Genomic DNA, 19,691 nt, shown 5'->3' with positions numbered 1-19,691 from the left:
TTTAACTGCTTATCTTTAAACTTTTCAAAATTTAACTACAATGATATTCCAAAGAATTACGCTTTTCCTATTAATTTTTATAACCCTTTCAAGTTGTAAACCCACTGAAACATCTTCTGTTAAAGAGGTTTCGGAACTTGCAGTTGATACGGTTTACAATCCACAAGACCATTATACAAAGAAAGAGGTGGTGATAGCGATGCGTGATGGAATTAAGTTGCATACCACTATTTATTCGCCAAAAGATGCGTCTAAGACTTATCCGATGCTAATGATGCGTACGCCTTACAGTTGCCAACCGTATGGGGAAGATGAATTCAAATCTAAAATTGGGCCAAATAAATACCTAATGGAAGAAGGTAATATTATGGTGTATCAAGATGTGCGTGGGCGTTGGAATAGTGAAGGTGTTTATGATAATATGCGTGCTTATATTCCTAATAAAACAGGGACTCAAATCGATGAAGCTAGTGATACTTATGATACTATTGAATGGTTGGTAAATAATGTTGAAAACAACAATGGAAATGTTGGAACTTACGGCATTTCATATCCTGGTTTTTATGCCACCTATTCTTTATTGGATTCTCATCCGGCTTTAAAAGCGGTGTCTCCACAAGCTTGTATTAGTGATTTCTTTTTCGATGATTTTATTCATAATGGTGCGTTTTTATTGAGTTATTGGAGAGCAACTGCTTTATTTGGAGCTATGAAACAAGAGCCAACAACTGAAGCTTGGTATGCATTTCCAGATATGGAAACAGAAGATCAACATCAGTTTTTCTTAGACCACATGCCATTAAGTAAACTGAATAAATTCTACGACAGCACTAATGTGTTTATGGAGCAAATAAAAACACATGTTACTTATGATGAGTTTTGGAAGAGTAGAGGGATTATTCAACATTTAAAAGATATCAAGCCTGCGACGATGATTGTTGGTGGTTTGTTTGATGCTGAAGATTTATATGGGCCTTTTAATACGTATAAAGGCATTGAAGAAAATAGCGATAATTATAATACTGTTGTTTTTGGACCTTGGAGTCATGGAGATTGGGCTAGAAATAGCGAAAGACAAGTTGTTGGGAATATTCATTTTGGAGATAGCATATCAGATCATTTTCAGAAAAATATTGAAACCAAATTCTTTAATCACTTCCTTAAAGGCGAGGCAGATGGAGAAACTAATTTACCTGAAGCACAATTCTTTAATACAGGCACCAAAGAATGGCAATCCTTTGACGTTTGGCCTCCAGAAAATACAACGAAGGAAAGTTATTACATGCAGCCTTATGAGCGTTTAACACAACAACCTAATAAAATGTATGGAGCGTCAGAATTTGTTAGTGATCCTAAAAAACCAGTGCCATACACGGAAGATATTAAAGTTGGTTTTACTCCAAGAAAATTCATGACAGACGATCAGCGTTTCGCCTCAAGACGCCCAGATGTATTAACTTTTGAAACTGAAGTCTTGGAGGATGACGTTACACTTGCTGGAGATATTCTAACAAAGTTATACGTTTCAACAACAGGAACAGCAGCAGACTGGATTGTAAAAGTGATTGATGTCTTTCCTGCAGATACTGAAAACACAGAAGATGTTCAAGATCATTTAAAACTGAGTAATTATCACATGATGGTGCGCAGTGAAGTCCTAAGAGGACGTTTTAGAAACAGCATGTCTAAACCAGAGCCTTTTGTGCCGAATGAAAAGACAAAAGTGAATCTAAAGTTGCAAGATGTATTTCATACGTTTAAAAAAGGACATAAGATTCAGGTGCAAGTTCAGAGTACGTTCTTTCCTTATATTGATGCAAATCCGCAGACGTATGTCGATAACATATTTGAAGCCAAGGAAGCGGATTTTCAAAAGCAAACACATAAAGTTTTTAATGATTCGTCTATAGAGTTTACTGTGCTTAAATAATATAACAATTACATTGCAGTGGTCACTTCGAGTGATTTCGAAGCATGAGGAATTGTATCGAGAAGTCTTTAGTAATTAATGCTTTAAAAAGTTCTCGATACATCCCGACGAAAAAGTCGGAACACTCGAACTGACATGAATCTATAAATAGGAAATATTACAAGAATGCCAATATTAGAATCAACCTACAAACCACCATTCTGGGCTAAGAAAAGCTTTGTGTCAACCGTTTTTTCTGGACTAGCTCGAAAAGTTGATGGAGTAGATCAGACTAGAGAACGTATACCGCTTCCAGATACCGACTTCTTAGATTTAGATTGGAGCTACGCGAAACAAAAATCGAATAAGATCATTATTCTTTTACATGGATTAGAGGGTAATGCGCAACGACCCTATATCACAGGAGCAGCAAAACACTTTAACAGCAATGGTATCGATGCTGTTGCCGTTAATTTTAGAGGTTGTGGTGGTGAACCTAATCTCTTGTTTCGTAGTTACCACTCTGGTGCAACTGAGGATTTAGATGCTACGGTAAAGCATGTGTTGTCAAAAGGAGTTTATGATGAAATCTATATTAAAGGCATAAGTTTAGGTGCTAATATGGTTTTGAAATATGTGGGTGAAGGAAGGGAACTTCCAACGGAACTAAAGTCGGTTATTGCAGTGTCTACACCTTGTGATTTAAAAGGTTCTTGTGGAGAATTATTAAGTTTAAAAAATAAACATTACGCGATTCGATTCTTAGCGCATTTAAAAGATAAGTTGAAACCAAAATTAGAGCAATTCCCTAATAATATATCAGTTGCAGATTTTGATTCAATTAAAACTTTAATAGACTTTGATGATGTCTACACTTCAAAAGCACATGGTTTTAAAGACGCTTTAGATTATTATGACAAGGCTAGTTGCTTGCAATTTCTGCCAAATATTAAAGTACCGTCTTTAATTATTAATGCACTTAATGATTCTTTTTTATCTGCAGAATGTTATCCAGTAAAAGAAGCAAAACAGAATTCAAATGTCTTTTTAGAAATGCCTAAATATGGAGGGCATGTCGGATTTATTGGGAGGGGGAATGTTTATTATAATGAACAGCGTGCTTTGGAGTTTGTTAGTAATGTTAAAAAGCGTTAATTTTCCGACTAGAGATTTATAGATATATGAAACAGTTTTACACAACAATTATTTTAGTTTTTTGTTTGCAGTTTGGTTTTGGGCAGGTTGAATTTCAGGAGCATCTCATAATTGAGCCTGCTGCACATTCACCTCAATATTTAAATAGTGCTGATATAGATGGAGACGGCGATTTAGATATTTTTTCAATATCATCACAAGATGAAAAACTTGCTTGGTATGAAAATAGTGATGGTAATGGAACCTTTGAAGATCAACAAATAATTTCTAACAGTCTCGGTTATCTTAAAGCGCTTTGCTCAGCGGATTTTGATGGAGATGGAGATATTGATGTGTTGGCAGCTAGTTATAATAATTCTATTAATTTTTTTAAGAATTCTGACGGTTTAGGAAATTTTACTCTCCAGCAAGTGATAACTAATGGTTCAGATTTTCTTCATCCAGCCGACTTAGATGGAGACGGAGATATAGACATTATTTCGGCCTCAATATCGGGCGATATTGTGAGCTGGTATGAAAACACTGATGGTCAAGGTACATTTGGTCCGCAATTAACTATTAGCATCGCCGTGGATGGTGCATCCGCAGTTTTTGCGGCTGATATAGATAATGATAATGATATGGATGTGTTTTCGGTATCTCGTTACGATGATAAAGTGGCTTGGTACGAAAACACAGATGGTCTTGGGACTTTTGGCGCACAACAAATAATTTCTACAGTACCAAGTGTTTATTCTATTTATGCAACAGATGTAGATGGTGATGGTAATGTAGATGTTGTAACTGGTTCAAATTCTGGCCCTAATTATTTGGTTTGGTACAAAAATGTAGATGGCTTAGGGACTTTTAATGAGGTACAGCAAATACAAATAAGTATGGGTTCAGTACAACATTTAACCTGTTCAGATTTTGATAATGATGGTGATCAAGATATTGCAATAGCTTCAACCAATGGAGCGAATTCTGTAATTGCGTGGTACGAAAATGAAAATGGACTAGGTGACTTTGGAGAGCAAAATAACGTTAGTACAAAAGTAAATGGTCCTGTGTATGTTGGTGCTGGTGATTTAGATGGCGATGGCTTTGTAGATGTTTTGTCGGCATCGCATTTCGATAATAAAATGGCATGGTATAAATATGATAATGCTCAAAGTATTTTTGGGGAGCAACGACTTATGGCTCCTGCAACGGCTAAAGCAATATCTGTTTTTGCCATTGATATTGATGGAGATAGTGATTTAGACGTTATTTCAGGAACAAGGGAAGATAATATCATTGCTTGGTATGAAAATATGGATGGAGAGGGAAGTTACAGTGAAAGGATTATTGTAGCCACTAATGTTAGTAGTCCAGAATCTGTCTATGCAACAGATATTGATAATGATGGTGATAATGATATTATTTTTTCAGGAATTAGTAAAATAGGTTGGTACGAAAATGAAGATGGTAATGGTAGTTTTGGAGAAGCACAAATTATAAATAGTAGTGCCCAAGCAGTAACTTCGGTTGTCTCTATAGATATAGATGGAGATGGAGATATGGATGTGTTATCATCATCTAGACTTAATGATAGGATAGGTTGGTATGAAAACCTGAATGGTAATGGTAATTTTGGTTCTCAGCAAGCCATATCATCGAATGCAGACGATGCAAAAGATGTTTATGCTGCGGATTTAGATGGAGACGGAGATATGGATGTCATATCAGCGTCTAGAGGAGATGATAAGATTGCTTGGTACGAAAATGCAAATGGCAATGGGGATTTTGGTGCTGAACAAATATTAACAACAGATGCTAATGGAGCTGCATCTGTATATGCAAGTGATATTGATGGTGATGGAGATAAAGATATATTGTTTGCCTCAACTTATGATGATAAAATAGCTTGGTTTGAAAATCTAGATAGTGAAGGTAGTTTTAGTACAGAGCAAATTATTACTATGAATGCAGATGGACCAAAAAAAGTTCATGCTAATGATATAGATAAGGATGGTGATGAAGATGTGCTTTACATTTCTGGAACAAAGTTAGCTTGGTTTGAAAATATTAACGGATTAGGGAACTTTGCTGAAGAACAATTAATTACATCAATAACGAATGATGGATTGTGCGCCTATGCTGTAGATATTGATGGTGATTCTAATATGGACGTTCTATCCTCTACAGAGGACGATTTAAAAATAACTTGGTACGAGAATTTGAATGCTACGAATGAAATAAGAGGAGAAATCAGAATTGATGTCAATGCTAATGGATGTGATGATAGCGATTTATCATTAAGTAATATTTTAATTGAAACCACAGACGGGACTAATAGTTTATCGACATTTAGCTTTTCTAATGGTGTTTATAGGTTGTTTCCAAATGAAGGTACTTATACGACATCTGTAATTGGTGGATTACCAGATTTTTATAATATAAGTCCACTGTCAGCCACATCAGATTTTACAAGTCTTGGTGATTTAGATATAGTAGATTTTTGTGCGGAACCTACAGTTTTGTTAAATGATTTAACGGTTAGTATATATCCATCACTAGATGATCCAAGACCTGGTTTTGATACAACTTATCAAATAGTATATAAAAACGTTGGAACAATACAACTAAGCGGTTCAGTAACTTTTGAGTTTGATGATTCAAAATTAAATTTCCTAAGTGCAAATGAAACTATAGCATCACAAACAACAAATACACTAACTTTTGATTTTACAGACTTAAATCCTTTTGAAACAAGAACCATAGATTTAGAGTTCAACGTTTTTGCTCCACCAATCACCAACATAGATGATGAGCTTGTGGCAACGGCAACCATAAACCCTGTTTCAGGTGACGAAACCGAAGAGGATAATGTATTCACTTTAGAGCAAACCGTTATTGGTTCTTACGATCCCAACGACATCACAGTTTTAGAAGGGGAAGAAATAACTATTGAAGAAGCAGACAAATATTTACATTATTTAATCCGTTTTCAAAATACAGGTACAGCGAGCGCTATCAATGTAAGAGTAGAAAATGTCCTAGATGATAAATTAGATTGGACCACTATGCAGTTAGAAAGTTTAAGTCATACAGGTCGTGTAGAAATTTTTAACGAAACTGATGTGAGTTTTATATTCAATAATATCAACTTAGCAGACAGTACAAATGATGAACCTAATTCTCACGGTTACATCGCTTACAAAATAAAGCCTAAAAGTGATGTAGAAGTTGGAGACATCATAAGTGGAACAGCAGATATATTCTTCGATTTTAATCCTGCAATAATAACAAATACAGTAAGTACGGAAATTGTAGAATCTTTAAGTGTAGATCAGTTTAATGCACAAGCTATTCAGGTGTTTCCAAATCCTGTAAAAAATAAATTAGAAATTACATCTAATCAAATTATTGATAAGCTTACTATTATTGATATTAATGGTAGACTATTGAAAGAAATTAAGCTATCTAATTTAAACTACGATTTAGATGTTTCAAACCTAACCAAAGGAGTTTATTTCTTGGAAATTCAATTTGGAGAATCAAAATCGACTAAGAAGTTTATAAAAAATTAAATAAGTATTAAGAGCATTCCAAATATATTCGGCGTCGAAGAATTTCATACTTAAAAAGAAAGCCTTTCAAAATTAAATTTTGAAAGGCTTTTTTATGGGATAATGTTATCCTGTTAAAGCATCAAAGCAAAAATCAAAATCTGTTTTTAGAAATGCCAAAATATGGTGGACATGTTGTATTTATTGGGAAAGGGAATGTGTATTATAACTAAAAACGTGTATTGGATTTTGCGAATAGATATAATAAGAGTTAATTTACGGATTATAGTTTTAGATATATGAAACAGTCTTACATTACGGTTAGTTTAGTTTTTTGCTTACAATTTGGTTTTGGGCAGATTGGGTTTCAAGATCATTTAATTTCTAGCGATACTTATGCTCCAATTGGTGCTAAAATGGCGCTCTCTGCAGATATTGATGGAGATGGTGATTTGGATATTGTTTCAGCTTCTACTTCAGATGACACTATTACAATACATGAAAATATTGACGGACAAGGAACATTCAGGTTGCGGTTCTTAACAACGTCTGCCATAGATGTATTAGCTATTGAAGTTACAGATATGGATGGTAATGGAGATATTGATGTTGTGGCTGTTTCTGGTTCTGCAGACCGACTAACATGGTACAGGAATTTAGATGGTAATGGTAATTTTAGTTCTGCAATCATGATAGATACTAACATTAATTATCCTGTTAGTGTTAAATCTGCAGATCTCGATGGTGATGGAGATCAGGACCTTGTAGTTGCTAGTGCTGGTGATAGTAAAATAGGTTGGTATGAAAATATAGGTGGACAGGCAATTTTTAGTTCTATTAAAGATATTACATTACTTACAGAGAATATTTATGCTATTGATATCGTGGATATCGATGGAGATGGAGATCATGATGTTTTATCTGCTTCAGTTAATGATGATAAGATAGCTTGGTATGAAAATTTAGATGGTTTGGGTAATTTTGGAAGTCAGCAAATTATTGAAAATCTTGATAGAGCCAATGCTATAAGTTCGGGTGACTTAGATGGTGATGGTGATATCGATGTTGTATCTGGGTCAGGTGCCTTTGGAGCGGATAAAACCATTTCATGGTATAAAAACACTGATGGTATAGGGACTTTTGGGTTGCCGCAAATAATAGTGTCATCAACTGCTTCTTATGGCGGATCCATTGAGGTTGTGGATTTAGATGGCGATACAGATTTAGATTTGCTCATTTTCTCTCCAAGTGATTCTACGATGTTTTGGCGCGAAAACACAAATGGTTTAGGTGATTTTTCGGTAGAACATATTATTACAACTTCAACTATATTTAGACATGTAAGTGCAGATGACATGGATAATGATGGTGATATAGATATACTGGCTACATCTTCTACTGAACAGAAAATTGAATGGTATGAAAACAATGACGGTTTTGGTAATTTTAATTCCGGCATAAATACAAATGATTTTCCTGAAAGTCCTGAAGCTGTATATGTTGCAGATATGGATGGTGATGGCGATAATGATATATTAGCAACCTCTAAAGGCGATAAAGAACTCGTTTGGTTTAAAAATTTAGATGGTCAAGGCTATTTTAGTGCTCAAATTGTTATTACAGATGATCCTGGAATCGTGGCTTATGCATATCAAAATAATATAATAGCGGTAGATATTGACGGAGATGGTGATTTGGATGTTGCAAATATGGCCCAAACGCGTTTAGCTTGGTATGAAAATGATGATGGCTTAGGGACTTCATTTACACAACATATTATAGAAGATGTGGTTGTTGGTGGTACAACCATTACAGGTAGTGATTTAGATGGAGATGGTGATATTGATTTGCTGGTTTCTAAAAGAAATGATGAATCAATTAGTGATACCTTATGGTATGAGAATACAGATGGTAATGGGACATTTATTGCTCAAAATATTATCAGATCATCATCAGAGTATACTGCAGTTTTCTCAAGTGCTTATGATTTTGATAACGATGGAGATATGGATGCGTTATTGGTAAATGAGAATGAAAGAAAACTAAGTATGTATAAAAATTTAGATGGTCAAGGTAGTTTTGGTCCAGAAATCTTAATAAATGATGAAGGAGGTGCTTATCAGGCTGCATATGGAGGTGATATTGATTTAGATGGTGATTTAGATATATTGTTGTCTCAAGGTCAGGGGATTTTTTGGTTAGAGAATTTGGATGGGCTTGGTGGTTTTGGCCCCCCAATTACGGTTACAGATATATATGCTCAATATGGTGATACATGCTATTTAGCAGATCTTGATAATGATGGGGATTTAGATGTTGTTATGGCAAGATCAGGACCTAATAACCGTGTGGCATGGTATGAAAACATTGACGGTTTAGGAACCTTTGGAGTCCAGCAGATTATATCTGAACAAAGCAGTAATTCTAGAGCTTTACATTTTGGTGATATAGATGGTGATGGTGATTTAGATCCGGTCTCTGCTTCATGGTATGATGGTAATATAATTTGGCACGAAAACCTTGGTATTGTTCGTAATCAAATAAGAGGTTATGTGAGATTAAAACCATCAGAAGAAGCTTGTGATATTTCAAGCTATCCTTTTGCTAATATGATGGTTGTTAGCACAAGCGGCTCAGAAACAGTTGCAAATTTCACCTCTCATACGGGGTTATATCAATTATTTCCTAATGAAGGTGGATATGAAACGAGTGTCACTTCTCAATTGCCTACTTATTACGAATCTAATCCAAATTCTTATACTTCAAATTTCACAGGAATAGGTTATTTAGATATCGTAGATTTTTGTATTGAACCAATTGCGAATAAAAATGATTTAAATATTAGTGTATATCCTTCAACTAACGAGCCTAGACCAGGCTTTGATACAAGTTACAGGTTGGTTTATCGTAATATAGGAACAACCCAATTAAGTGGTTCTGTCTCTTTTGAGTTTGATAATTCAAAATTAAATTTTCTTAACGCAAGTGAAACTATAGCATCACAAACAACAAACATATTAACATTCGATTTTACAGACCTAAATCCTTTTGAAACAAGAACTATTGACTTAAGTTTTAATGTGTTTCCTCCACCAACAACTAATATAGATGATGAGCTTGTTGCAATAGCGACAGTTAATCCTGTTTCTGGCGATGAAACCGAAGGAGATAATGTATTTACTTTAGAGCAAACGGTTATTGGTTCTTACGACCCAAATGACATTACAGTTTTAGAGGGTGATGAAATTTCTATAGAAGAAGCAAATAAGTATTTGCATTATTTAATTCGTTTTCAAAATACAGGAACAGCTAGTGCTATTAAGGTAAGAGTTGAACATGTGTTGGATGATAAATTAGATTGGACAACCATGCAATTAGAAAGCTTAAGTCATACAGGTAGAGTTGAAATAGTTAACGAAACTAATGTTAGTTTTATATTTAATAGCATCTATTTACCAGATAGTACAACTGATGAGCCTAATTCTCATGGTTATATAGCCTTCAAAATAAAACCTAAAAGTGATGTTGCTATTGGAGATGTTATAAGTGGAATAGCAGATATATTCTTCGATTTTAATCCTGCAATAATAACAAATACGGTAAACACAGAAATTGTAGCGCCTTTAAGTGTCAATGAGTTTAATGTGCAATCTATTCAGGTGTTTCCTAATCCTGGTCAAAATGTATTAAAAGTAGTGTCAAATCAAGTTATTGATAAATTAACTATAATAGATATTAATGGGCGCGTTTTAAATTCAATAGATATCTCTAATTTAGAATATAGTTTAGATATTTCAAGTTTCTTAGAAGGAGTGTATTTTATTAAAGTTGACTCTGGAGATACAGAATCAACTAAAAAATTCATCAAAAACTAAAGCAATCAATACGTTACAGTTAAAACCTTTCAAGATTAAATTTTGAAAGGTTTTTTTATTGCATTGGTTTTCTTACATTTAAGAAAACTAATCATTCATGCTTAAAAAAGTTTTTGCAAGTGCCGTTTTTGGTGTTGAAGCTTCTGTTATTACGGTTGAGGTAAATGTAGATATTGGCGTTGGTTACCATTTAGTTGGACTTCCAGATAATGCCATTAAAGAAAGCAATTATCGTATTGCAGCTGCGCTTCAGAATAATGGTTACCGAATTCCAGGGAAAAAGATCACCATCAACATGGCCCCTGCCGATTTACGGAAAGAGGGATCTGCTTATGATTTAACCTTGGCATTAGGAATATTAGCAGCAACAAATCAAATTAAAGCAGAAAATTTAGACGATTATCTCATAATGGGAGAATTGTCTTTGGATGGAAGTTTACAGCCTTTTAAAGGTGCTTTGCCAATGGCTGTAAAAGCAAGAGAAGCAGGATTTAAAGGTTTTATATTGCCTATTCAAAATGCAAAAGAAGCTGCCATCGTTGATGATTTACAAGTTTTTGGTGTCGAAAACATCATGCAGGTCATTAATCACTTCGATAAAGGCGAACCTCTAGAGCAAACCATAATAAATACAAGAGAAGAATTTTATAATAAATTAGATTTTCCTGAGTTTGATTTTGCAGATGTAAAAGGCCAAGAGTCTATAAAACGTTGTATGGAAATCGCGGCAGCAGGTGGTCATAATATTATATTAATTGGTCCTCCGGGTTCAGGAAAAACTATGCTAGCAAAGCGTTTGCCAAGTATTTTGCCTCCAATGACATTGCATGAGGCTTTGGAGACAACCAAAATACATTCGGTTGTTGGTAGAGTAAAAGAACATACGGGTTTAATGGCACAACGTCCGTTTAGGAGTCCTCACCATACGATATCGAATGTTGCGCTCGTAGGCGGCGGAAGTTACCCGCAACCTGGTGAAATCTCCTTATCTCATAACGGAGTTTTATTCTTAGATGAATTACCAGAGTTTAAACGCGAAGTTCTAGAAGTTATGCGTCAGCCTTTGGAGGATCGAGAAGTCACCATTTCTAGAGCGAAATTTACAGTCACGTATCCATCATCTTTTATGCTAGTGGCTAGTATGAACCCGAGTCCAAGTGGTTATTTTAACGATCCAGATTCGCCGATAACATCATCGCCTGCGGAAATGCAACGTTATATGGGGAAAATCTCAGGACCCTTATTAGATCGTATTGATATTCATATAGAAGTGACTCCGGTGCCTTTTGAAAAATTAGCAGATGAAAGAAACGGTGAGTCTTCTGTTGAGATTAGAAAACGCGTGACTAAAGCTAGAGAACGCCAAACGGAACGTTTTAAAGATTTACCGAATATTCATTACAATGCGCAAATGAATACAAAACAAATACGGAAGTATTGTAAATTAGATGAGGCTTCCATGCAGTTATTGAAATCAGCAATGGAGCGTTTAAATTTATCAGCCAGAGCTTATGATAGGATTTTGAAAGTAGGGAGAACAATCGCTGATTTAGAAGGTGCTGATGATGTTTTGGGTGCTCATATTAGCGAAGCTATTCAATATCGAAGTTTAGATAGAGAGGGTTGGTTAGGGTAGTTAATTCCTGCGGATGCAGGAATCTCTATTTAATAAGCCAGTAAGTCATTTTAAGCGACAACTACAGTCAAATATTTTTTATTTTAGCCTGAGAAGCATCCATCCTCACAAAAGCCATATTTTTAATACAACAAAACATGAACAAACTATACATACTTTCATTAATTCTATTAGCATTAAGTTGTGGTGACACAAAAGAGCATCAAAACACCACTAAATCTGCTTTAGAGACCGAAGAAATAGCAGGAACACCATCTCTAAGTCTAATTCAGGCCAATCATTTGGCGCAATTACCATTACATTGTATTAATACAGAATACCCAAATAAACTAGGGCAAACCATTGGGGATGCTTCAGATTTAAAAACACCACAAGAATTACATCCTGCATTTTATGGCTGTTTCGATTGGCATTCTGCAGTTCATGGGCATTGGAGTTTGGTGTCGTTATTAAAGCAATTTCCTGATCTGGAAAATAGAGCTGAGATTGGGCAGAAATTACTTCAGAATATATCTAAAGAAAACATAGAGCAAGAATTGCTATACTTTGATGGTCAGTATAATAAATCTTTTGAGCGGACCTATGGTTGGGCTTGGTTATTAAAGTTAGCAGAAGAATTACACACTTGGGATAGTGATGTGGCGAGACGATTAGAAGCTAATCTTTTGCCATTAACGAATATAATTATTGAAAAATACTTAGAGTTTTTACCGAAGCTCAATTACCCAATTAGAGTAGGAGAGCACCCAAATACAGCTTTTGGATTGAGTTTCGCTTATGATTATGCTGTGGCTGTTGAGCATATAGAGTTAAAAACATTGATAGAACGAAGAGCGAAAGATTTCTATGAAGATGATCAAGATTGTTCTATAGAATGGGAGCCGAGTGGTTTCGATTTTCTATCACCATGCTTAGAGGAGGCGGCTTTAATGAAGCGTGTGTTGTCTGTAGCGGAGTTTAAAGTTTGGGTAAACGATTTTATGCCAGAGCTTAGTAATGATGATTTTGATATCGCAGTCGGTGAAGTCTCAGATAGAACTGATGGAAAACTGGTGCATCTTGATGGAGTTAACTTTTCAAGAGCATGGAGTCTTAATTATATCGCTAAGGATTTACCAGAATATAAACACCTTCAAAATGTAGCCAATGCACATATTAATTATTCATTACCTAGTATTGTTGGTGATAGTTATGAAGGTGGACATTGGTTAGGGAGTTTTGCTATTTATGCTCTAAATTCGATAGATAAAGAATGACGGAATTCTTTAAAAATATTGGGCCGGGACCTTTAGTTGCAGCTGCTTTTATTGGTCCGGGAACTGTGACGGTTTGCACGTTGGCAGGAGTCAATTTTGGTTTCGCATTATTGTGGGCAATGGCTTTATCTATTTTTGCGACTGTTATATTACAAGAGATGGCGGCGCGATTAGGAATCGTATCGCAAAAAGGCCTGTCTGAAATTATTAGAGAAGAAATAAAACATCCAATTGTAAAAGGCATTGCTGTATTACTAATTATTAGTGCAATCGTTATTGGGAATGCGGCCTATGAAGCAGGGAACATTAGTGGTGGCGCTTTAGGGATGGAAGCGATTGTTGGGAATGTGGTTTGGGAAATAGGTCAACTTAAACTCAACATTATGAGTTTAATTATTGGTGCTATTGCCTTTGTTTTGCTTTATATCGGGAATTACAAAGTATTAGAAAAAACCTTTGTGTTCTTAGTGATTCTGATGAGTTTTGCTTTTATAACAACAGCAATTCTCACAAAACCCAATCTTTTAGAAATTCTAAAAGCAATAGTGATTCCAGTCGCACCAGAAGGTAGTATTTTAACAATTATAGCCTTAATCGGAACAACTGTGGTGCCGTACAATCTCTTTCTGCATGCGTCTTTAGCTAAAACCAAATGGAAGTCAAAGAGTGATTTGCCAATAGCAAAGAAGGATACTTTGGTTGCTGTAATTTTAGGCGGAACGGTATCCATGTGTATCATTATTGCGGCATCCGCTATTCAAAAACAATCCATTACAAATACATCAGACTTGGCGTTGGGCTTAGAGCCATTATTCGGAAGTTTTGCAAAATACTTTTTGGCTATTGGTTTGTTCGCTGCAGGAATTACAAGTGCGATTACAGCACCTTTGGCTGCGGCATTTGTAACTAGTGGTTGTTTGGGTTGGGAAGCGGATTTGAAATCTAAAAAATTTAAATCGGTTTGGATGGTGATTGTGGTATTGGGAGTTGTGTTTTCGAGTATTGGATTTAAATCTATTGAAATTATAAAATTTGCGCAAGTGGCTAATGGCTTGTTATTGCCTGTTATAGCTGGATTTTTATTGTGGGTAATGAATAAATCATCTGTCTTAGGATCTTATGTAAATTCGAAGTTACAGAATGTTTTAGGGGGCATTATTTTAGTCATTACAATCTTTTTAGGAGTGAAAGGAATTTTGAGCGTTTTTAATCTGATATAAAATGGAAAAGGTGTTCAGTGTAGATATTAATGCAGATGTTGGTGAGGGTATCGGTAATGAAACGGATTTGATGCCTTTGTTGTCCTCTTGTAATATAGCTTGTGGTGGACATGCTGGTGATTTAGAAAGCATGAAAACGGTAGTTCGATTTGCAAAAAAGTATAATGTAAAAATTGGAGCACATCCATCGTTTCCTGATACATTGAATTTTGGAAGAGAAATTATGCAGCTCTCGGCTTCAGATTTGTATGCGAGCTTAAGGCATCAGGTTAGTGCTTTACAAGCTGTTTTATATGATGAAGGTGCTTATTTATACCATATAAAACCTCATGGCGCATTATATAATTTGGCTGCTAAAGATGAAAATACAGCACGAGTTATTATCGAAGTTATAAAGAGCCTTTCGTCTCCAATTAAATTATATGCTCCTTTTAATTCGGTATTAGCTGAAGTGGCAAAAACTGAAAATATTACAGTGAAGTTTGAAGCCTTTGCAGATCGAAATTACAACGATGATTTATCTCTAGTTTCTAGGGAAAATAGTAATGCCATTTTACATGAAAAAGAAGCTGTTTTGAGTCATGTTTTGAGCATGGTAAAACATCAAAAAGTGACGTCCGTAAATGGAGTAAAAGTGCCTATAAAAGCATCGACAGTTTGTGTGCATGGAGACACAGAAAATGCACTTGAAATTTTGAAATATTTATCCAATAATTTGGTCAAAAATAATATTAAAATTCAATAATAATTATGAGTTTTCAGCTTCAGTATTCGCAGTATAATGAGCATTCTGTTTTGGTGGAATGGCCAGCGATTATTGATGAAAATATACTTGAAGATATTTTATTTTTTAAAGAAAAAGTTGAAAATAAATTAATTAAAGAAGTTGTTGAGGTGATTTCGGCATACCACTCAATATTAATTATTTATAAGTTCACTATTGATAATGTCAATGATGTGTTTGTAGACTTAAAAGAACTATACTCAAGCCAAAGTAATGTAGAACAAATAGAATCCAAAACCTTTAGAATCCCGGTTTGCTATGAGGGTGAATTTGCTATGGATTTAGATTGTTATGCTAAAGAAATAAAGCGATCAAAAGAAGTCATTATAAGCTTGCATTCAAATACGATTTATACGGTTTTTTTTATAGGCTTTTTACCTGGTTTTTTGTACTTAGGAGGACTCAATTCTGATCTGTATTTAGATCGAAAAATAACTCCAAATCTCAACATAAAAAAAGGGTCCATTGGCATAGGTGGAAAACAAACCGGAATCTACCCACAAGACAGTCCTGGTGGTTGGCATATTATTGGAAATTCACCCATCGAATTATTCAATCCTAAACACAATCCACCATGTTTTATTACGGCAGGTGATAGGGTGAAATTTCATCCAATTTCGAAATTAGATCATCAAAAGATGAAGTCCGAAATCAATAATCCAAAGTTTGATTTCAAAACGTTATTATTAAATGATTAAGGTTATAAAACCAGGATTCTATTCCACGATTCAAGATCAAGGGAGATTAGGTCATCGCAGTTTCGGTGTGCCTATCTCAGGCGCTATGGATTCATACTCTAGTCAATTTGCAAATGAGCTTGTTGGAAATGATAAAGCGGCTGCGGTTTTGGAAATGACCATGACCGGAGCTGATTTGTTATTTCTAAAATCGACCACAATTGCTATTACTGGTGCTAATATGGATCCGAAGTTAAATAGTAAGGCGATTGCGATGTTCAAATCCATTATTGTTCATAATGGTGATATAATTAGTTTTGGACGCCTAGAGTTTGGTTTTAGAGCTTATATGGCGGCAAAAGGTGGCTTTTTAACCGAGACGGTTTTGGGAAGTAGAAGTATGCTGAAAGGAATTACAGATGATTTCCGAATCCAGAAAGATGACTGGTTAGAAACAATGAAGTCTTCAAACTTAATACTTCCAAAAAATGCAAAGTTAAAGTTTGATGCGTCTTATTTAAATGGGGGTACTTTAGAAGTTCTGAAAGGTCCGGAATTTGATAAACTCTCTAATGACAAAAGGGATTTACTTTTAAATACCACGTTTGAAGTTTCAAAATATAACAATCGTATGGCTTATCAGCTTCAGCCATTGGTGGAAAATGATTTAAAACCGATATTAACCTCTCCCGTTTTACCGGGAACTGTACAACTTACTCCATCAGGGCAACTCATTGTTTTAATGCGCGATTGCCAAACCACAGGTGGTTATCCTAGAGTCCTTCAATTAACTGAAAAATCGATAAACATTCTAAGTCAGAAGACTACAGGTAATAATCTAAAAATCAGACTACAAGATTAATCCTATACGAAAACGATTGATTTAAATTTTATATGTTAAATAAAATCAATAATTTACGGTCACTATTAACAAAACCAACCATTGATTATGAAAAATTTTGGATTGCTTATTTTGGGAATTATCTTGGGAGCTTTAGCGATGTACTTTTATTGCTGTAATGATGTAAATAAGATGGATAGTTCTCCAACTAAGCCGCCTTCCGGCATTATTTCACCTACTAAAATAAAGGAGCTTAGTCAAGCTTATAATGAAAGATACCGTATTATCAATGATTCCCTTTTTAAGAATACTAAAGCGGAAGATAATAGATCAACTTGGTATAAGTTAGAAGATATTGAAAACTATTTGACCTATGCAAAAAAACAAGCTAATGACAATAGTCATGTAATGGACGGATTACGCTTGTATTTGGGTGCTTATCCAGATGCTAATGGTGAGAAGGGTTTAACTACGTTGTTTTTTGTTCCTACAGGCTATGAGAATATATCTGAAGGAAGTTTCTTCTCTCTACAAGATGAAGGAGGTAATGATTTAACGAATTCTGACGGATTAAATTTAGGAACTCATGGTAAACCACCAAGAGCTAATTACCCTCAGTAAGAAATAGAATATGCTTGATGCTATAATTACCAGCTCTTTAGAACTAATAGCTGCATTTTCAGGGTTTTATTTCTTAATAAAAAATAGAAACTCTAAATTAAGACCATTTGTTTATTTCTTGGTAATTACGGTTTGTGTGGATGCTTTAGGTTCCTACACTAGTTTTATTGATAAAATAGAGTTTTTAAAATTTTTAAAAGGAACTCGTTTTGAAACTAACTCGTGGTTATTTAATCTTTACGTTACTGGTTCGATGTTTTTTTATGTTTTTTTTTATAGAGGATTTATAAAAAATCAGAAGCGTAGAAGAATATTAACGTTATTAATCGTTGTGTCTATTTTAGTTGTGCCTTTTAATTTTTATTTAGGAAAATCACTATTCTTTGTTAACATTTTAAAATATAATTTTATTTGGACAACGTTTTCAGTTTTTATCTGTGTGTCTATTTATTTTTATGAGTTATTGTTGAGTGATAATATATTAATCTTTTATAAATCAACCCTGTTTTATATTAGTATTGGTATATTATTATGGTGGCTTATTTATCCTCCTATGATTTTTTACATGCCATATTATAAAAAAATATATCCAAATGTCATCAGTATTAGATCAACTATAATAATATTTGCAAATGTATACATGTATGGTTGTTTTATAATAGGATTTTTATGGGGGAAAGAACAGTAGAAAAAGAGATTTTAGATTTAACCATTTTAACGTATTCGATAGTTGTTATGGTTATAATTGCTGCTACAATTATTTTGTTTTTTGTGGTTTTTCAAAAACGTAAAAATCAATTACTAAGAGACAAAATAAAACAACAGCAAAAATTTGATGAAGAACTTATAAAGACTCAACAAGAGATACAAGAAGAAACCTTAAAACATATAGGTAGAGAATTGCATGATAACGTTGGTCAAAGGTTAGTCTTAGCAACAATGCAAATGACTGCAGCAGCAAGTATCGTAAAAGACGAAATGAAAACTAAAGTCGATAATGCGGCCGTTGCCTTAAAGGAATCTCTAGAAGAAGTTAGAGCTATTTCAAGGTCATTAAATAGCGATGTTATTTTTAATTTAGGTTTTGAAGCTACAGTTAAAAATGAAGTCGCGCGTCTAAATAAATCAGGACTTATTGAGTCTCACGTGTCAATAACAGGCCAGAAGGTGAATTTCGAGAACAAAAAAGATGAAATTATTCTATTTAGGATTCTTCAAGAATTTTTTTCAAATACTTTAAAGTATGCTGAAGCTGAACAATTATTAGTGTCTTTAGATTACGAAGCACAATTCTTAAATATTAAAGTGGAAGATGATGGTAAAGGTTTTGACGTTGGTAACGCCGAAAAAGGATCTGGACTTATTAATATAGAAAAAAGAGCAGAATTATTGAATGCGACACTTCAATTAGAATCTCAACTAGAACAAGGCACCATACTTAATTTGAAATACCCTTATAGAGAAATTTAAGTATTGCAAGCATCCCAAAGTGGATCATTGGGTAAAGGTGCAGTGACGAAAACTTTTTCTTTTTTTACAGGATGCATAAATGTTAAGGTTCTAGCATGTAAACTAATGCTAGCATCTTTGTTACTGCGATCAAACCCGTATTTTAAATCGCCTTTTATAGGACAACCAATTGAGGCTAATTGCACGCGAATCTGATGATGTCTTCCTGTTTCTAAGTCAATTTCTAATAAAAAGAAATTATCAAGTTTTTGGATGACTTTATAATGTAAAATAGCTTTTTTACTAGCGTCAATTTCTTTAATATACGCTGTAGACTTATTATTTTTTGGATTCTTTTTTAGCCAATGAACTAGTGTATCATTTGTTTTAGGTGGCTGATTCTTCACCAAAGCCCAATATGTTTTTTTAGCTGTTTTTTCTGCGAATAATTTATTTAATCGAGGTAAAGCTTTACTGGTTTTTGCAAACATTACAATGCCAGTGGTCGGTCGGTCTAAGCGATGCACAACCCCTAAGTAAACATTACCATCCTTATTGTATTTGTCCTTTAAATGCGATTTAACCACTTCACTCAAAGGTTTATCGCCTGTTTTATCGCCTTGTACAATATCACCAGCACGTTTGTTAACGACTATGATGTGATTGTCTTCATGGATAACCTGTAGATTGTTTTTGTTGGAAAGGATTTTTTTCGACATTTTAGATTATTCGATTTTT

14 protein-coding genes are annotated in these 19,691 nt (G+C 34.4%); 13 read left to right on the top strand and 1 reads right to left on the bottom strand.

Annotated features, from left to right (window positions below; genetic code table 11):
* Positions 1–40 precede the first annotated feature (40 nt).
* The 13 genes from BLT80_RS18105 to BLT80_RS18045 all read left to right on the top strand — a co-directional run bounded on the left by BLT80_RS18105 (position 41) and on the right by BLT80_RS18045 (position 18,974).
* The gene (locus BLT80_RS18105; protein ID WP_092470639.1) at positions 41–1,930 is read left to right on the top strand and encodes a CocE/NonD family hydrolase; all 1,890 of its coding nucleotides are present in this window, start codon (positions 41–43) and stop codon (positions 1,928–1,930) included.
* A 165-nt stretch (positions 1,931–2,095) separates the two neighbouring features.
* Positions 2,096–3,064, top strand: coding sequence for a YheT family hydrolase (locus BLT80_RS18100; RefSeq protein WP_092470637.1), 969 nt, complete (start codon positions 2,096–2,098; stop codon positions 3,062–3,064).
* 26 nt (positions 3,065–3,090) lie between these two features.
* The gene (locus BLT80_RS18095) at positions 3,091–6,615 is read left to right on the top strand and encodes a T9SS type A sorting domain-containing protein (protein WP_092470635.1); all 3,525 of its coding nucleotides are present in this window, start codon (positions 3,091–3,093) and stop codon (positions 6,613–6,615) included.
* Positions 6,616–6,893: 278 nt separating this feature from the next.
* Positions 6,894–10,469, top strand: coding sequence for a T9SS type A sorting domain-containing protein (locus tag BLT80_RS18090; protein WP_092470633.1), 3,576 nt, complete (start codon positions 6,894–6,896; stop codon positions 10,467–10,469).
* 97 nt (positions 10,470–10,566) lie between these two features.
* Complete coding sequence (locus BLT80_RS18085; protein ID WP_092470631.1) at positions 10,567–12,105, top strand: YifB family Mg chelatase-like AAA ATPase; 1,539 nt, start codon at positions 10,567–10,569, stop codon at positions 12,103–12,105.
* A 137-nt stretch (positions 12,106–12,242) separates the two neighbouring features.
* Positions 12,243–13,361, top strand: coding sequence for a DUF2891 domain-containing protein (locus BLT80_RS18080; RefSeq protein ID WP_092470629.1), 1,119 nt, complete (start codon positions 12,243–12,245; stop codon positions 13,359–13,361).
* Positions 13,358–14,581 carry an Nramp family divalent metal transporter gene (locus BLT80_RS18075; protein WP_092470627.1) on the top strand — a complete coding sequence of 408 codons (1,224 nt, stop codon included), beginning with the start codon at positions 13,358–13,360 and terminating at the stop codon, positions 14,579–14,581. Before BLT80_RS18080 ends, BLT80_RS18075 begins: the two co-directional genes overlap by 4 nt.
* Before the next feature lies 1 nt (position 14,582).
* Positions 14,583–15,326, top strand: coding sequence for a 5-oxoprolinase subunit PxpA (gene pxpA, locus BLT80_RS18070; protein WP_092470625.1), 744 nt, complete (start codon positions 14,583–14,585; stop codon positions 15,324–15,326).
* 5 nt (positions 15,327–15,331) lie between these two features.
* Positions 15,332–16,063, top strand: coding sequence for a 5-oxoprolinase subunit PxpB (gene pxpB, locus BLT80_RS18065; protein WP_092470623.1), 732 nt, complete (start codon positions 15,332–15,334; stop codon positions 16,061–16,063).
* Positions 16,056–16,904 (top strand): 5-oxoprolinase subunit C family protein, encoded by an 849-nt coding sequence (locus BLT80_RS18060; RefSeq protein WP_092470620.1) that lies wholly within the window; start codon positions 16,056–16,058, stop codon positions 16,902–16,904. The genes pxpB and BLT80_RS18060 overlap by 8 nt, the downstream gene beginning before the upstream one ends.
* Positions 16,905–16,991: 87 nt before the next feature.
* A complete protein-coding gene (locus BLT80_RS18055; RefSeq protein ID WP_092470618.1) occupies positions 16,992–17,504 on the top strand; it encodes a hypothetical protein in 513 nt (170 codons plus the stop codon).
* Between the two features lie 10 nt (positions 17,505–17,514).
* Positions 17,515–18,192 carry a hypothetical protein gene (locus BLT80_RS18050; protein WP_092470616.1) on the top strand — a complete coding sequence of 226 codons (678 nt, stop codon included), beginning with the start codon at positions 17,515–17,517 and terminating at the stop codon, positions 18,190–18,192.
* On the top strand, positions 18,174–18,974 hold the full coding sequence (locus BLT80_RS18045) for a sensor histidine kinase (RefSeq protein ID WP_092470614.1): 801 nt from the start codon (positions 18,174–18,176) through the stop codon (positions 18,972–18,974). The genes BLT80_RS18050 and BLT80_RS18045 overlap by 19 nt, the downstream gene beginning before the upstream one ends.
* On the opposite strand, the gene BLT80_RS18040 is transcribed toward BLT80_RS18045, so the two are convergent.
* Positions 18,971–19,672: an RluA family pseudouridine synthase gene (locus BLT80_RS18040; protein ID WP_092470612.1), complete on the bottom strand. Its 702-nt coding sequence runs from the start codon at positions 19,670–19,672 to the stop codon at positions 18,971–18,973. The genes BLT80_RS18045 and BLT80_RS18040 overlap by 4 nt on opposite strands.
* Positions 19,673–19,691: the final 19 nt, after the last annotated feature.

This window comes from Winogradskyella thalassocola (assembly GCF_900099995.1).
In the GTDB taxonomy this organism is placed as follows: Bacteria; Bacteroidota; Bacteroidia; order Flavobacteriales; family Flavobacteriaceae; genus Winogradskyella; species Winogradskyella thalassocola.
Note: the sequence above shows the minus strand (reverse complement) of the source record. Positions and strands in the feature narration are given on the sequence as shown.

Coding starts and splice junctions, on each gene's coding strand:
- BLT80_RS18105 (WP_092470639.1), top strand. CDS start 41: ATGATATTCCAAAGAATTACGCTTTTCCTATTAATTTTTATAACCCTT.
- BLT80_RS18100 (WP_092470637.1), top strand. CDS start 2,096: ATGCCAATATTAGAATCAACCTACAAACCACCATTCTGGGCTAAGAAA.
- BLT80_RS18095 (WP_092470635.1), top strand. CDS start 3,091: ATGAAACAGTTTTACACAACAATTATTTTAGTTTTTTGTTTGCAGTTT.
- BLT80_RS18090 (WP_092470633.1), top strand. CDS start 6,894: ATGAAACAGTCTTACATTACGGTTAGTTTAGTTTTTTGCTTACAATTT.
- BLT80_RS18085 (WP_092470631.1), top strand. CDS start 10,567: ATGCTTAAAAAAGTTTTTGCAAGTGCCGTTTTTGGTGTTGAAGCTTCT.
- BLT80_RS18080 (WP_092470629.1), top strand. CDS start 12,243: ATGAACAAACTATACATACTTTCATTAATTCTATTAGCATTAAGTTGT.
- BLT80_RS18075 (WP_092470627.1), top strand. CDS start 13,358: ATGACGGAATTCTTTAAAAATATTGGGCCGGGACCTTTAGTTGCAGCT.
- pxpA (WP_092470625.1), top strand. CDS start 14,583: ATGGAAAAGGTGTTCAGTGTAGATATTAATGCAGATGTTGGTGAGGGT.
- pxpB (WP_092470623.1), top strand. CDS start 15,332: ATGAGTTTTCAGCTTCAGTATTCGCAGTATAATGAGCATTCTGTTTTG.
- BLT80_RS18060 (WP_092470620.1), top strand. CDS start 16,056: ATGATTAAGGTTATAAAACCAGGATTCTATTCCACGATTCAAGATCAA.
- BLT80_RS18055 (WP_092470618.1), top strand. CDS start 16,992: ATGAAAAATTTTGGATTGCTTATTTTGGGAATTATCTTGGGAGCTTTA.
- BLT80_RS18050 (WP_092470616.1), top strand. CDS start 17,515: ATGCTTGATGCTATAATTACCAGCTCTTTAGAACTAATAGCTGCATTT.
- BLT80_RS18045 (WP_092470614.1), top strand. CDS start 18,174: ATGGGGGAAAGAACAGTAGAAAAAGAGATTTTAGATTTAACCATTTTA.
- BLT80_RS18040 (WP_092470612.1), bottom strand. CDS start 19,672: ATGTCGAAAAAAATCCTTTCCAACAAAAACAATCTACAGGTTATCCAT.